Genomic DNA, 16,154 nt, shown 5'->3' with positions numbered 1-16,154 from the left:
TATATCTTTACTATAAAAACTAAAAAACAATACTAAGAAAGGTGTATAAAATGAAATTCAAAATTAAGAAAAATATTTTGCTTAAAGGATTAACTCTGGTTCAAGGAGTAATTGAAAAAAAGAAGACTTTACCTATATTAGCTAACGTACTGATTGAAGCTGAAAACAACGTTATTACCCTAACAGCTACAGATTTAGAAATTGGTATTAAAAGTAAATATGAGTCAGAAGTAATAGTTAATGGAAAAATAACAGTTTCAGCAAAAAAATTATTTGAAATAGTAAAAGAATTATCTGATTCAATCATTGAAATTGAATCAAAAGATAATAATTGGATTGAACTTAAATGCGGCAATGCAAAATTTAATATTGTTGCATTACCTCCTGAAGAATATCCTTTTATAAATGATGTTGAAGAAGGAGCTAATTTAAAGATAAACGCTAAATTAATAAAATCACTTATTGATAAAACTTTTTATTCTATTTCAACTGATGAAAGTAAATATAATCTAAATGGTTTATATATTCATAATGTTGATAATAAATTAAAAGTTATTTCAACTGATGGGCATAGATTATCAATGTTTCAAACAGAAATTAATGGATCAAACATAGATAAACTTAATAACGGCGTAATAATTCCAAGAAAAGGAATAATTGAATTAAAAAAAATCACTGAAGATTATGGAGATGACTTAGATATTAATTTTATAGATAACAATATTATTGTTAATAACTTTGAAACTACTCTTATAATGAGATTAATAGACGGAGATTTTCCCGATTACAATAGAGTTATTCCTGAAAAACTAGAAAATTTTGCAATTATTGAAAGTAATAATTTTTTACAGACTTTAAAAAGGATTTCTATTCTTGCTAACGAAAAATCACGTGGCATCAACTTAAATCTAAGCGAAGGAAAACTAGAAATTACTTCTTCAAATCCTGAATTCGGAGATGCAACAGATTTTATTGATATTGAATATAGTGGACCCGAAATTTCTGTCGGTTTTAATGCAAAATATTTACTTGATGTAATGAATACACTGAATAGTGGTTCAATTAGGTTTTTTATTAATGATAATATATCTCCATGCCTAATTAAATCATTAGAAAATGATCAATACCAAGCTGTTATAATGCCCATGAGATTATAGATGTATTTGAAACACTTAAATCTTATTAATTATAGAAATGTTGAAAATTTAAATATAGAATTTGATAAAAAATACACTATTTTTCATGGAGATAACGCACAAGGAAAAACAAATATAATAGAATCTATATATTTATTTGGTTATTTAAAGAGTTTTAGACAATATAAAAATATAGATCTAATTGGTCCAAATTATAATGAAACAAGTATCACATCATGTTTAAATGATACTTATTCAGATTATAAATATAATATAAAGATTAGTAAGAATAATAAAAAAATTTATATAAATAATAATTCAATAAACAATAACGAATGTTTTAAATATTTAAAATCAATTATATATTTTACAGATGAATTAAATGTCTTAAGAAATTCAAACACCTTAAGAAGAAATTATATAGATAGAGGTATTTTTTTAAACGATAAAAGTTATCTTAATTTAGTAAATAGATATTTATTTGTAATTAAGTCTAGAAATACTTTACTTAAAAAAAATAAAATTAAAGATTTAGATGTGTGGACAGATTTATTAGTAGAGATAGGTACAGAAATAAGAATTAAAAGATATAATTATATATTGGAAATTAATAAAATTATTGAAAATATATATAGAAAAATATTTAATAATCTAACCTTTGTACATATAGAAAACAGTGATTTTTCTTTGTCGGTAGACACCCTCAAAAATAAATTTCATACTTCACTACTAAATAAAAGAAATTATGAAATAAGTTATGGTAAAACACTTGTTGGTCCACATTTAGATAAATTCGATTTTTTAATAAATAATAAAAATGCTCGTTTTTATGGTTCACAGGGTGAATTAAGGGCTCTTCTTTTTTCTCTTAAATTTAGCCAAATATTTTTACATAAAAAAATATTTGATGAATTTCCAATTTTTTTAATAGACGATATTTCAAGCGAAATAGATGATAAAAAATTGTGTTCTTTATTTGATTTTATGGATAGTGAATTAGGTCAAATAATAATAACAACTACAAATAATAATTTTATAAATTTTGATAAGTATAAAAAAAAATTAAATTATAAAATAGTTGATGGGCATATTAAATAAATTATTTTCAGAGGTATAAATGACAACTAATAATGATAATTACAATGCTGATAATATAAAAGTTTTAGAGGGACTCACTGCAGTTCGTAAAAGACCAGCTATGTATATAGGTTCAACAAGCAGTCCAGGGTTACATCATTTAGTTTATGAAGTTGTTGATAATTCTATTGATGAATCACTTGCTGGTTTTTGTGATGATATAAATGTAACACTAAATTTAGATGGCTCGGTTACTGTTTCAGACAATGGACGAGGTATCCCTGTTGATTGGCATACCAGTGAAAATAAGTCAGCAGCAGAAGTAGTTATGACTGTTTTGCATGCTGGAGGAAAATTTGATAGCGACACCTATAAAGTTTCTGGTGGTCTTCATGGGGTTGGAATTTCAGTTGTTAATGCGTTATCTAGTCGTTTAGATCTTGAAATATACAAAAATGGCAGAGTTTATAAACAACGATATTCTTGTGGCATACCTGAAACTGAACTTATTGATTTTTCGGATACGATAAAAAAAGGTACAAAAGTAACTTTTTGGCCTGATGACTCAATTTTTGAAACAGTTGAATTTTCATTCGATATTCTATCTAAACGTTTAAGAGAATTGGCTTTTTTAAATGCTGGTGTAACTATAAATATTACCGATGAAAAAAATGAAAAAAATCATTGTTTTAATTATGAAGGTGGAATTAGCTCTTTTGTAGAATATTTAAATCGCGCTAAATCTCCTGTTCATCCCAATGTTATTTATGTTGAAGGTGAAAGAGGGGGGGTTCAAATTGAATTAGCTTTTCAATATAATGATGGCTACGATGAAAAAATATTCACATTTGCTAATAATATAAATACACATGAAGGTGGAACCCATCTTGTTGGTTTTAAAGCCGCTTTAACACGTACGATGAACACCTATGCAGCTAATAACAATTTTATGAAAAATATTAAAGCAACGGTATCGGGGGATGATCTTCGAGAAGGTATTGTTGCTGTTATTTCAGTTAAAGTTCCAGATCCACAATTCGAAGGTCAAACGAAGACCAAATTAGGTAATTCTGAAATAAAGGGTTATGTAGAAACCTTATTAAATGAAAAATTAGCAACATATCTAGAGGAAAATCCTCAAATAGCTAGAAAAATACTAGAAAAAGGTATTGAAGCGGCTAGAGCACGTGAAGCCGCTCGTAAGGCGCGCGACTTAACTCGTCGTAAAGGTGCTTTAGATGGATTATCTCTTCCGGGAAAATTAGCTGATTGCCAAGAAAAAGATCCAGCTCTAAGCGAAATATATATAGTGGAGGGCGATTCTGCGGGTGGAAGTGCAAAGCAGGGTCGCGATCGTTCTAATCAAGCTATTTTGCCACTTAAAGGTAAAATATTAAATGTTGAAAAAGCTCGTTTTGACAAAATGCTTACGTCAAATGAAATTAGAACTCTTATTACAGCAATGGGAGCTGGTATTGGAAAAGATGATTTTGATGTCGCTAAATTACGCTATCATCGTATCATTATAATGACGGATGCGGATGTTGATGGTTCGCATATTAGAACATTACTTTTAACCTTCTTTTTCCGTCAAATGCCTGAACTTATTGAACGTGGATATCTTTATATTGCTCAACCTCCTTTATACAAAATTAAAAAAGGTAAAAAAGAAACTTATTTAAAAGATGAAGATGTTCTTCTTGAATTTTTACTTACTATTGGAGTTGAAAATTGTACTCTTGAAATGAATAATGGCGACAAAGTAATAAGAGGAAAGCAGATAATTCCTACTTTAAAAAATATTATAGAATATAATAACTTATTTGAAAAACTGATAAAAAAAGGTATAAAAAAAGAGTTATTAGAAATTTTTGTCACTGGAAATATTCAAGGTAATCTTGTTGATTTAATTGATTTAAATCCTTTAGTTGAAAAACTACATGACGTAGCACCTCATGCTGAATTCAAATTACATAGTGATCCTACTCGAATTTTATTTACTCTTGGTAGTGTTAGGGCACGTATTGACCAAAAAAGTTTGGATATACTTTCTACAAACGAATATAAATCATTACTCCATTCTTATAGGGCTGTTGCTTCACTGTGTAAAAATGAAAAAATAAAGATAACTCAAGAAGCAAAAGAATCAGTATTTGTTGATGATGTTTTTGAGTTACTTAACTTTTTTATAGATAAAGCAAAAAAAGGTCAATATATACAAAGATATAAGGGATTAGGTGAAATGAATCCCGATCAACTATGGGAAACAACCATGGACCCCGAGAAACGAGTACTCCTTCAAGTTAAAATAGAAGATGTTGTTGCCACGGATGAGATTTTTACCATTTTAATGGGTGATCAAGTTGAACCACGCCGTGAATTTATTGAGACGAATGCTCTTAACGTGTCCAATCTTGATATTTGATTTATAATTTTCCATTTTTGGAATTTTCGGAGGAAAATAGTAGATGCTTTCACAACCCAATAAAGTAAGTGTTAATATTGAAAGTGAGATGCGTAAATCGTATATGGATTATGCGATGAGCGTTATTATAGGACGCGCTTTACCTGATGTAAGAGATGGTTTAAAGCCAGTACACCGTCGTGTACTGTTTGCCATGCATGAATTAGGCAATGAATATAATAAACCTTATAAAAAGTCAGCGCGTGTCGTAGGCGATGTTATTGGTAAATACCATCCGCATGGTGATACCGCGGTATACGACACAATTGTAAGGATGGCTCAAGGTTTCTCTATGAGAAATATCTTGATTGATGGTCAGGGTAATTTTGGTTCTGTCGATGGCGATTCGGCAGCGGCGATGAGATATACAGAAGTTCGTATGTCAAAATTATCATCTGAACTTCTTGCTGACCTTGAAAAAGAAACCGTTGATTTTGGCCCTAACTACGATGATTCCTTAAAAGAGCCTTTAGTTTTACCGTGTAAGTTCCCTAACCTATTAGTGAACGGTTCTGAAGGTATTGCTGTAGGCATGGCAACGAAGATACCGCCTCATAATCTCGGTGAAGTGATTAATGCTCTTGTCTCAATTATTGACAATCCGACATTAAGTTTTGATGAATTGGTCGAAATAATTCCTGGTCCTGATTTACCTACCAGTGGTTTTATTTTAGGCCAAGATGATGTGCGTGATGCTTATCGCTGTGGACGTGGTATTTTTCAGATGCGCGCAAGAGCTTTAGTTGAGATTGATCGTCGCACGAGTCGCGAAAGTATTGTCGTTAACGAAATTCCGTATCAAGTCAATAAAGCAAGATTGATTGAAAAAATTGCTATGTTGATTAAAGAGAAGAAAATTGAGGGCATTTCTGATTTACGTGATGAATCAGACCGCGATGGCATGAGAATCGTTATTGACCTTAAAAGAGATACCGTAGCCGGTGTCGTTTTAAACCAACTGTACAAAATGACTATGATGCAAACGTCATTTGGTATCATCATGTTAGCCATTGTTGGTGGGCAGCCTAAAATATTATCATTGCGCCAAGTTCTTGATCATTTTATTGATCATAGAAAAGAAATTGTAACGAGGCGCTGTGTTTTCGAACTGAAAAAAGCGGAAGCACGAGCCCATATTCTTGAGGGTTTGAAAATTGCTCTTGAGAACCTTGACGAATTAATAACGATAATTAAATCTTCAGCTAATTCATCTGAAGCTAAGATGCGCTTGATTGAAAGATTTAGTTTTTCGGATATACAAGCTCAAGCTATTCTTGAGATGCGCTTACATCGATTAACAGGTTTAGAGCGCGATAAAATTCTCAATGAATACCAAGAAGTTTTAGGACAAATTGCACGCTTAAAAGAGATTCTTGGTAGTGAAATAGAAATTCTTAAAATAATAAGAGTAGAATTACTTGAAATAAAAACTAATTTTGCCAATGAGCGGCGTACCGAGATCATTGCAAAAACTAAAGATTTATCGATCGAAGATTTAATTGTTGAAGAAGATATGGTCGTTACCGTGTCGCACACTGGTTACATCAAAAGAAATGCTGTTTCACTTTATCGCTCACAACGACGTGGTGGTAAGGGCAAAACAGGGATGCGACCTAAAGAAGAAGATTTTGTTGAGCATCTATTTATTGCTTCAACACATTCGTATATTTTAGTATTTACGGACAAAGGTAAAGTTTATTGGCTTAAGGTACATGAAATACCACAGGGCGGTCGTGCAGCTCGTGGCAAAGCCATCGTAAACCTTTTACAACTTGCACCTGAAGAAAAGGTGATGAGTATTCTTACTGTTAAAGAATTTGTTGATGATAAATTTATTATTGCGGCAACAAATAATGGTGTAGTTAAGAAAACTGAACTTATGGCGTATGCTAAACCTCGTCAAGGTGGAATTATTTCAATGACCATAGACGAAGGTGACCATCTTGTTTCTACTCGGATAACAGATGGTACTATGGATGTTGTTTTAGCCAGTAATCATGGGAAGTCAATCCGTTTTGCTGAAAAAGATGTTCGACCTATGGGACGAACAGCTCGCGGTGTTCGCGGTATGCAATTAGAGGGTAGCGATCATATTATTGGTATGGAAGTGGTTACGGATAATACCTCAGCAACGTTAGTTAGTGTCACTGAAAATGGGTATGGTAAACGGACAAACTTGGATGAATATCGTGTTCAAAGTCGTTCTGGAAAAGGTATTATTACGATTAAAACATCAAAAAGAAACGGAAATGTTGTTGATATAAAACTTGTTTCTGACGATGAAGATTTGATGTTTATTACCGACAGAGGAAAAATATTAAGAACTCGGGTCGCTGCATTATCTATTATTGGTCGCAATACTCAAGGTGTCCGTTTAATGGTCCTTGAGGACGATGAACGAATAGTGGCGGTAGCGAAACTAGCTGAAAAAGAAGAAGATGAAGAGTTAGACGTTCAAGATATTGATGATTTAGCTGGTGAAGAACAAGAGATTGATGACCAAGAAATTGTTAGTGATGATGGCGCTGAGTGATCATTATGAATGCGAATAATCAATTAGGTAAAAACATGAAAATTGGTGTGATAGGAGCCGGCAGCTGGGGAACAAGTTTAGCCAACCTTCTCGCAAAGAAGGGGTACTCTGTTGTTTTGTGGGCGTATGAAGAAGATCTAGTTGAGAAGATGTCACGAACTCATGAAAATGATCGTTACTTAGCTGGTATTCAATTATCAAACAATTTAACTTTTAGTTCTAATATTTCATTTGTTTCAGGCTTGGATTTGCTGTTGCTGGTTGCACCATCACAAGTGATGCGCTCGGTGGTTAAGCAAGCCGTTGCAGGTATACGATCGGATGCGATTATTGTTTCAGCATCAAAAGGGATTGAAAATGAAACCCTTTTACCCATGTCGGATGTATTAAAAGAGATTTTGCCAGTTGAACTCCATGACCGGATGGCTTTTTTATCAGGGCCTACTTTTGCAAGAGAAGTGGCCCTTGAACAACCTTCTGCTGTTGTTGCTGCTGCTGAAAACAATGATATTTGTAATCAGGTACAGGAGATCTTTAACACAGAGTATTTTCGTGTTTACACCAACAATGATGTTATCGGTACTGAACTTGGCGGAGCACTAAAGAATGTGATTGCCCTGGCGGCTGGTGTCTGTGATGGTTTGGGATATGGCTGTAATACTCGGGCAGCGTTGATAACACGTGGGTTAGCTGAAATGAAAAAGTTAGGCATGGCTATGGGAGCCAAAGCTGAGACTTTTTCTGGTCTCGCAGGTATGGGTGATTTATTGTTGACCTGTACAGGTGATCTATCGAGAAACAGAACCGTTGGTATTGCGTTAGGAAAAGGGCGTTCTTTGGATGAAATATTGTCCGAAATGTCGATGGTTGCAGAAGGGGTAAAGACGACTCTATCAACCTATCAATTAGCACTTAAGTTAAATGTTGAAGTACCTATTATTTCGGAAATGCATGCTATTCTTTATGAAGATAAAGATCCGCGCCAAGCTGTTGTAGAATTAATGAAGCGTGAATTAAAATCTGAATATATTTAAAAATAAGGATCTCGCACATGAAAGCGTTTTTGATTTTTTTAGTATTATTGGTTCCTACCCTCTGTATTGCTGAACCATTTGTTATTATTAAGACCGATATGGGTAATATTGAGGTTGAATTAAATCAACAACAAGCACCGATATCTACAGAGAATTTTTTACACTATGTTGATACAGGCTTTTATAGCAATACTGTTTTTCATCGTGTTATTCCAAATTTTATGGTTCAAGGTGGTGGATTTACAAGAAGTTTATCTGAAAAGATTACTGGCGCACAAATTAAAAATGAAGCTGCTAATGGTTTAAAAAATGAGCGTGGCACCATTGCAATGGCACGAACCGGCGTGGTTGATAGTGCGACAAGTCAATTTTTTATAAATCATGCGAATAATAGATTTCTAAATCACCGCTCTAAAACTACTTCGGGATATGGTTATGCGGTGTTTGGTCGAGTAACATCAGGGATGGATGTTGTCGATGCGATAGCAACTGTTGCGACGGGGAGAAAAAAAGGGATGAGTGATGTTCCTTTAAAACCTGTAATGATTCAAGCGATTGAGCGACTTGAGAAACATTAATTAGTCGTATGGCTCAACGCGGACAATGAGGCCTTTATGACCACGATCCGCATCATGTCGTACAACCTAAAAGGATGCCACGATACATCGGCATTATTTAAAACGATACAAAATTGGCAGGCTGACTTGATTACATTACAAAATGTAGTTAGTTTGTCTGCTTGTCGTCGTTTGGCTAATCAAATGGGATATTCGTTATATTCGAACACTCAAGAGAACCATCTCGGCGTCTTAGTTTTATTATCTAAACAAGCGATAAAAATTAGTCACACCTATGATTTGGGATCTGGTGCGAGATGTATGTACTCTGAACATACAAACGAAGAGTCCCGCTTCAATCTATTTAATGTCGATATGACGGGTGGTTTTTTTAAGCGTCCTGATCAGATTGGTAAGTTTTTAAACCTTAGTCCTTTCCAGTCACACAGCCTTCAATTCCCGACAATTGTTTTGGGAGATTTTTACGATAGTGTTTGGGTTTCAGGTCACTTTCGTTTTCAAGATAATTTTACACGCCTATCGCCTACATTTCTGCGCGGTACTTATCCGTCCTATTTCCCTTTTTTAAGTCGTGACCGTGTTTATGCTACAGATCATATCAAATTATTAGCCATACATATTGATAGAAGTCGGCCTGCCCGTAAAGCGACCCTTCACTTGCCGATAATATTGGATTTTGAGGTTCAAGATAATCGTATCTCTGTATCGGCAGAGCATGCCTTACAGTCAAGGATGGAAGTTGCACCTGGTCCTTTATAGGGCTGTGGATAACATTGTGTATAAAGTGGATAAACTAATGCTTACTGGATTAGAAGTGGTCTCGTATGTCAAAAAACAAAAAAAAGTTAACTAAAAAATCCGTCGCTAATACCCTTGACGTACTCAATCAAACTTATCCAGATGCTCGCTGCTCATTGAACTTTAGCACCCCCTTCGAGTTGTTGGCTGCCACTATTATGTCAGCACAAGCGACTGATGTTCGGGTAAACATTGTTACGCAACAACTGTTTCAAAGGTATCGAGCTGTAGAAGAGTATGCTGCGGCGAGTGCTGAAGAGGTTGCTGAAGTGATTCGTACGGTGGGTTGTTTTCGCAATAAGGCTCGAAGTGTTGTTGAGTCAGCGAAAATTATTTGTGATCGTTACGGTGGAGTTGTTCCCGAGACGATGGCTGATTTAGTGACCCTGCCTGGCGTTGGCCGAAAAACGGCAAATGTGGTGTTAAGTAATGCATTTAATGTCGCTGGATTCGCTGTCGATACCCATGTCAAGCGTGTCTCATATCGGCTTGGATGGACAACTTTATTGGATCCAGAAAAGATAGAAAAAGAGTTGTGCTCATTGATTCCAGCACAGCAATGGGGTCACACATCTCATCTGCTTATTTATCATGGTCGAGCTGTGTGTAAAGCTCGAAAACCCGACTGTGAATGTTGTCCTGTGGAAAATCAATGCGCAAAATGTTTTTAATAACAACTTGAAGGCTTAAAAAGACACCGTGTTCAATGTATAACGCCCCAACCATCACTAAGTATGGCTGGGCGTTTATTTTATCATAGAAGCGATGTGAAACGTTTAGTCGAGACGGAAAAAGTCTTGAGGTTTCAGTTTGTCTTCGTCTAAGGCATAACGTGTTGGTGCCGTACCAGGTGCAAACATCTCGATATGGGCTGTAACGCTATCTTCAGGTTCAAGCAGCCCCGTTTTGGGATCGATGGGGTGGAATTCCATACTATCTGGAATTGAAAAATTTTCAGCAGGAAGTTGCGTTATTGCGTGTTTCATAAAGTCAACCCATGCTGGTGCGGCCGCTTTGGAGCCAGTTTCATTTTTACCAAGATATCTTTCTTGATCGTAACCTACCCATGAAACAGTCACCAATTGCGGAATATAACCCGCAAACCATGCGTCTTTAAGGTTGTTGGTTGTTCCTGTCTTGGCAGCGACTGGCCTTTTAAGGGCTTTTGCGCGCCACCCTGTTCCCTTTTGAACAACGCTTTCAAGCATATTTGTTATAAGAGAAGCTGTATGTTTAGAAATTACCCGTTGTCGTTCAAGTCGAATTAGTTTTTGATCCTCAGCAAGACCATGTGGAAAATCAGCGGGATCAATTGATTGTAAAATCCGCCCATTTCTGTCGGTGATTCGAGTGATATAGTTTGCCGCGGTCTTGACTCCGCCGCTGGCGAAAACGGAATAGGATGTTGCAAGTTCAAGTGGGGTAACGGCGCTTGAACCGAGTGCCATAGTGAGATCACGGTTTACGGGTGATGTGATACCTAATTTTTTAAAATATCGGGCAGTGTAACCAATGCCAATTTTATTTAATAATTTGATAGTGATAATATTATATGAGTGGGTCAGAGCTTTACGTAATGAGGTTGGGCCGGAAAATTTATTGCCATAATTTTTTGGTTTCCACTCTCGTTCTTCACCGTCTGCGGTTGTATCTTTATATATCAGGGGAGTATCAAGAATCACAGATGCCGCAGTGTAGCCCTTGTCTATTGCAGCAGAGTAAATAAGGGGTTTGATGGCTGATCCAGGTAAACGATTGGATTGGAGGACCCGGTTAAACTGGCTGGTTGCAAAATCGTATCCACCCACCATTGCTTTGACAAAACCAGTGTGTGGATCCATGGCAAGTAAAGCACCTTGAGCGAGAGGTTGTTGAAATAGGTCAACATCAAGAGCTTGGTTTTCAATTTTTAAAATTTTGACCAAAATTACTGAACCAATACTTATGATTGATCCTTTTGATTCAGTTTCTTGAATAATAGGTTCTTGTGTCGCTGAAACGATTGTAAAAGGACCTGCCCAAGCTATTTTTTTACGTGCTAGAGATGTAGAAAATGAACCGACTTGAAGGGCTAAGTCAGTGTCGGAACTCCCCGTAATGATCGCTTCAACGATTTGGCCCACCTTAATTGGTGATTTTTGGTGTAAAGTTTCTTGCTCTTGAATTGCCGCAATGGCTTCTTGCTCACTAAGCTGACGCACCACACCGCGATACCCTTGCCGTTTATCGTGGTTATGTAAATTCAGACGAACTGCTTGTTGGGCGGCTTGTTGCATTGTTAAGTTCATGGTCGTATGAACTTGTAGCCCGCCCGTATAGAGGCTTTTCTTGCCATATTCTTTTTCAAGGTAGCGGCGAACTTGCTCTGAAAAATACCCTGTTCCTGCAGCAGAATTGTCTATGCGAGGGTGAATAAGTAACTCGGTTGCGTAGGCGCTTTGGGCTTGTACTTCGTCAATGTAACCATTGGCGAGCATCCGTCTCAGTACATAGAGTTGACGGTCTTTAGCCCGCTTATAATGTCGATAAGGTGAATATCGACTTGGTGCTTGGGGTAACCCCGCCAAAATACTGCATTCAGCGAGTGTTAAATCCTCAACATTTTTATCAAAATAGTTTTCAGAGGCCGCTTGCACCCCGTAGGCACCATGGCCGAGATAAATTTGATTCAGATAAAGATAGAGAATCTCACGCTTAGAAAAGCGTTGTTCCATTCTCCATGCAAGAATGGCTTCTTTGAATTTTCGTGAAAATTTTCGCTCTGGAGTTAAAAGTAAGCTTTTCGCCACTTGTTGGGTGATGGTACTGCCACCTTGAACGATTCCGCCAGCTTTAATGTTTTTCAGTGCTGCGCGAAAAATCGAAATAATATCGATCCCTTGATGCTCAAAAAAATTAGAGTCCTCGGCAGCAACAAAGGCTTGGATTAATTTTTGTGGCATGTGGTTTACGGGAACGACAATGCGCCGCTCTTCGTAATACTCAGCAATTGTTTGGCCATCTTCACTGTAGACACGGGTGATCGCAGGTGGTTGGTAATCTGCAAGAGTGGCGAAATGTGGTAACGAACTGGCGACGTAGAAGTAAGCACCAGCTACTGCAGAGAGTGAACCGATGCCGCCGGCGAGGGTTAACCACGCCAACCAGCGTAATATTTTATAAAGTGTTGTCATGAAAGGTTTACTCAGTCTTCAGGTTTTTATTCAACAGTTACGCTTTTAGCAAGATTACGCGGTTGATCAACATCGGTCCCTTTGAAAACGGCAATATGGTAAGACAATAACTGGAGCGGGACCGAGGTGATGATTGGCATCAAGTCATCGCAGATGGTTGGAACAGGAAATGCGACATTAGATGCGGCGAGTAAGCTTGGACAATTGGAATCACTAATAGAGATGATCTGACCACCGCGAGCACGAACCTCCTCCATGTTGGAGATCACTTTCTCGTGGGTTGCATTAATTGGTGCAATGACCACCACAGGCAGTTCTTCATCAATTAAAGCAATCGGTCCATGCTTCATTTCGCCCGCAGGGTAGCCTTCAGCATGAATATAAGAAATCTCTTTAAGCTTAAGAGCCCCTTCTAGCGCGATGGGATATTGATTGCCGCGACCGAGATAGAGAAAATCGTGCACGTGGATGAATTGACGCGCAGATTGTTCGATAGTGCTGTCAAGTTCGAGGGTTTCTTCTAACTTGCGAGGTAGCGTTAATAGCTCGCTAATCAACTCTTTTGCCTTGGCTGTTGTTAGGGTTTTTCGTGTTTGAGCAAGATGAAGAGCGAATAAAAATAGTGCGACGAGTTGAGTTGTAAATGCTTTGGTCGATGCAACGCCGATTTCGGGGCCAGCATGGGTGTAGATTACCCCTTCACTTTCTCTGGCGATGGATGATTCAACGACATTACAAATAGCAACAACTTTGCCGCCACGCTCATGTGCCTCGCGCAGTGCTGCGAGAGTGTCCGCTGTTTCACCACTTTGGCTGATGACCAAGGTTAATGTTTTGTCGTTGACCAACGGTTGCCGGTAACGAAATTCGCTCGCAATATCAACCTCAACGGGGATACGTGCATGTTTTTCGATAAGAAATTTGCCCACTAACGCTGCGTGCCACGATGTTCCACAGGCGACAATATAGAGGCGTTCAAATCCATTTAGTTCATCAGTACTGAGGTTAAGTTCGTTCAGTAATATAGCACTTTTGTTTTCGGTGATCCGCCCAGCAATGGTATCAGCAATAGCGCGTGGTTGCTCATGGATCTCCTTAAGCATGAAGTGGCGGTAACCACCCTTCTCGGCCATTGTCGGATTCCAGGTAATGGTTTTAATTTTCGCTTCTACTGGGTCACCTTCGAGGGTTGTAATTTGCATCCCCGCTCTATTGAAGAGTGCCATCTCGCCATCATTCAAGAAAACCATGTCGCGGGTGTGGGAAAGCATTGCCGGAATATCAGAGGCAACAAAGTATTCACCCTGCCCTTGCCCGATAACCAGAGGTGAACCAGCTTTTGCAGCAATAAGCTGGTCTGGGTGTTGGTCATTAATGACAGCAATTGCAAATGCGCCCCTGAGTTGTTGTAGGGTGTCGCGTACTGCTTGTTCAAAGTTGTTATTTTTTTGGAAATAATCTTCAATAAGGTGGGCAATAATTTCACTATCGGTTTCCGAATTGAAATGATGACCACTTGCAACGAGCTGTTGTTTGAGTTGAAGATAATTTTCTATAATTCCATTATGGACGACTACAAATCCACCCGCACGATGAGGGTGAGCATTCTCTTTAGAGGGTTTACCGTGGGTCGCCCACCGGGTGTGGCCAATACCAAGAGTCCCCGATAATGGACTTGTCTTTAAATGTTGCTCTAAATTTGACAGCTTGCCTTCGGCTCTTAGGGTATTTATTTGACCGTTGTTCAGCGTTGAAATACCTGCCGAGTCATAGCCACGATATTCAAGACGGCGCAGTCCCGCAAGTACGACATCGACTGCCTGTTGTTCACCAATATATCCAACAATTCCACACATATATAAAAATACACTCCTAATGATTCGGGGACAGATCTTTCGTTAGGTTATTTTTTGTCTCGATTACGCCAACCAGAAATTGTTTTCTGTGTTGTTCTCGATAAGGCGAGTGCATCGGCAGGAACATCTTTAGTGATCGTTGATCCTGCACCAATTAGGCTGTTGCGACCAATGGTCACAGGAGCAACAAGTTGCGAGTCACTACCAACGAAAACATCGTCTTCGATAATTGTTTTATGTTTGTTAACGCCATCGTAATTACAGGTGATGGTGCCACAGCCGAGGTTCACATTTTGGCCCAACTCTGCATCACCAATATACGTCAGATGACTCGCTTGAGAATAAAGACCAATAGTTGATTTTTTTGTCTCAACAAAATTGCCAATTTTATTGTGCCCTTCGAGAACCGTGCCGGGCCGCAGGTGTGCCATCGGCCCGATTGTTGAATGTTCACCAAGTGTCGATTCCTCTAGAGCACTTCCCGCTTTAATGATGCTGTGGTCGCCAATAGCGCAGGAATCAATCACCACACCCGCTTCAATGGTGCAATGGCAGCCAATTGTCGTAGTGCCACGCAGTTGAGCGCCAGGATAAATTATGGTGTCAGCTCCGATCATCACCTTTGAGTCGATGTAGGTGGCGTCAGGGTCAATCAGTGTTACGCCATTGACCATATGATCATGATTGATGCGCTGGCGGAGAATCTTGGCGGCTTGTGAAAGTTGCACTCGGTCGTTGATCCCCATGCTTTCAGCAGAATCGTTAAGAATCGATGCCGTAACTTTATGGCCCAGTTCTCGAGCGAGGGAGATGATGTCGGTCAGGTAATATTCCCCCTGAGAATTTTGATTGCCGATTTGAGCGAGAAGTTCAAAAGCTAAAGGTGCTTCAAGGGCATAGAGACCGGTGTTGATCTCTTGAACCTTTTTTTCTTCGTCAGTTGTGTCTTTTTCTTCGACAATTCTGTCAACACAATCACCATTGCGGATGATGCGGCCGTAACCCGTGGGGTTTTCAATTTTAGCCGTTAATACACTGACGACCGCTCCTGCTTGTTGATGTTCCGTGAGCAGTTGTTGCAATGTTTCTTGGCGTAGGAGTGGAACGTCACCACATAACAGCAACAATGTTCCTGAAAAGTCTTTTAAAACAGGTTGAGCCATTTGTACGGCATGTGCGGTACCAAGTTGCTGTGCCTGCTCAACAAAGAGTATATCCTGAGCGGAAAAAGTCTCTTGAACCAGCTCTGATTGGTGACCAACAACCATGACAATTGGTGAACAGCCCAAATGTTGAGAACTTTGAATTGGATAAGCTGCTAAGGGGGAGCCTGCTAAAGGTTGAAGAACCTTTGGTAGGCTTGATTTCATGCGGGTTCCCTTGCCGGCAGCAAGGATGATGGCCGCTAGATTATGTGTAGGCATCGTATTCCTTTTTAGGTTATGGTAAACTCTAATTTTAAGCTTAAAATAGGCGGTTCGTCAAGCGGCATACGTGTTACTGCG

11 protein-coding genes are annotated in these 16,154 nt (G+C 38.2%); 8 read left to right on the top strand and 3 right to left on the bottom strand.

The features are described 5' to 3' along the window. Positions 1-50: 50 nt before the first annotated feature. The 8 genes from dnaN (at position 51) to nth (ending at position 10,291) form a co-directional block, all read left to right on the top strand. On the top strand, positions 51-1,157 hold the full coding sequence (gene dnaN / locus ACZ5KY_RS03415) for a DNA polymerase III subunit beta (RefSeq protein WP_464242505.1): 1,107 nt from the start codon (positions 51-53) through the stop codon (positions 1,155-1,157). Beyond that, positions 1,158-2,234 carry a DNA replication/repair protein RecF gene (gene recF / locus ACZ5KY_RS03410; RefSeq protein WP_464242504.1) on the top strand — a complete coding sequence of 359 codons (1,077 nt, stop codon included), beginning with the start codon at positions 1,158-1,160 and terminating at the stop codon, positions 2,232-2,234. Between the two features lie 19 nt (positions 2,235-2,253). Then, positions 2,254-4,638, top strand: a complete 2,385-nt coding sequence (gyrB, locus tag ACZ5KY_RS03405) for a DNA topoisomerase (ATP-hydrolyzing) subunit B (protein WP_464242503.1) — start codon at positions 2,254-2,256, stop codon at positions 4,636-4,638. Between the two features lie 43 nt (positions 4,639-4,681). Next, on the top strand, positions 4,682-7,210 hold the full coding sequence (gyrA, locus tag ACZ5KY_RS03400) for a DNA gyrase subunit A (RefSeq protein WP_464242502.1): 2,529 nt from the start codon (positions 4,682-4,684) through the stop codon (positions 7,208-7,210). A gap of 35 nt (positions 7,211-7,245) precedes the next feature. Then, on the top strand, positions 7,246-8,244 hold the full coding sequence (locus ACZ5KY_RS03395) for an NAD(P)H-dependent glycerol-3-phosphate dehydrogenase (protein ID WP_464244620.1): 999 nt from the start codon (positions 7,246-7,248) through the stop codon (positions 8,242-8,244). Positions 8,245-8,261: 17 nt separating this feature from the next. Then, positions 8,262-8,822, top strand: coding sequence for a peptidylprolyl isomerase (locus ACZ5KY_RS03390; RefSeq protein WP_464242501.1), 561 nt, complete (start codon positions 8,262-8,264; stop codon positions 8,820-8,822). A 36-nt stretch (positions 8,823-8,858) separates the two neighbouring features. After that, positions 8,859-9,581, top strand: a complete 723-nt coding sequence (locus ACZ5KY_RS03385; protein ID WP_464242500.1) for an endonuclease/exonuclease/phosphatase family protein — start codon at positions 8,859-8,861, stop codon at positions 9,579-9,581. A gap of 65 nt (positions 9,582-9,646) precedes the next feature. Further along, the gene (nth, locus tag ACZ5KY_RS03380) at positions 9,647-10,291 is read left to right on the top strand and encodes an endonuclease III (RefSeq protein WP_464242499.1); all 645 of its coding nucleotides are present in this window, start codon (positions 9,647-9,649) and stop codon (positions 10,289-10,291) included. A gap of 105 nt (positions 10,292-10,396) precedes the next feature. Here the strand turns inward: nth and ACZ5KY_RS03375 are convergent, their stop codons facing one another. Genes ACZ5KY_RS03375 through glmU form a run of 3 tightly spaced genes read right to left on the bottom strand, consistent with a single transcriptional unit; the run spans position 10,397 to position 16,073 of the window. Beyond that, a complete protein-coding gene (locus ACZ5KY_RS03375; protein WP_464242498.1) occupies positions 10,397-12,793 on the bottom strand; it encodes a penicillin-binding protein 1A in 2,397 nt (798 codons plus the stop codon). 26 nt (positions 12,794-12,819) lie between these two features. Further along, positions 12,820-14,649, bottom strand: a complete 1,830-nt coding sequence (glmS, locus tag ACZ5KY_RS03370; RefSeq protein ID WP_464242497.1) for a glutamine--fructose-6-phosphate transaminase (isomerizing) — start codon at positions 14,647-14,649, stop codon at positions 12,820-12,822. Positions 14,650-14,696: 47 nt separating this feature from the next. Next, a complete protein-coding gene (gene glmU / locus ACZ5KY_RS03365; RefSeq protein ID WP_464242496.1) occupies positions 14,697-16,073 on the bottom strand; it encodes a bifunctional UDP-N-acetylglucosamine diphosphorylase/glucosamine-1-phosphate N-acetyltransferase GlmU in 1,377 nt (458 codons plus the stop codon). Positions 16,074-16,154: the final 81 nt, after the last annotated feature.

The sequence above is a fragment of the Desulfuromonas svalbardensis genome, from assembly GCF_055389415.1.
This window is presented reverse-complemented; position numbering and strand designations above follow the sequence as displayed.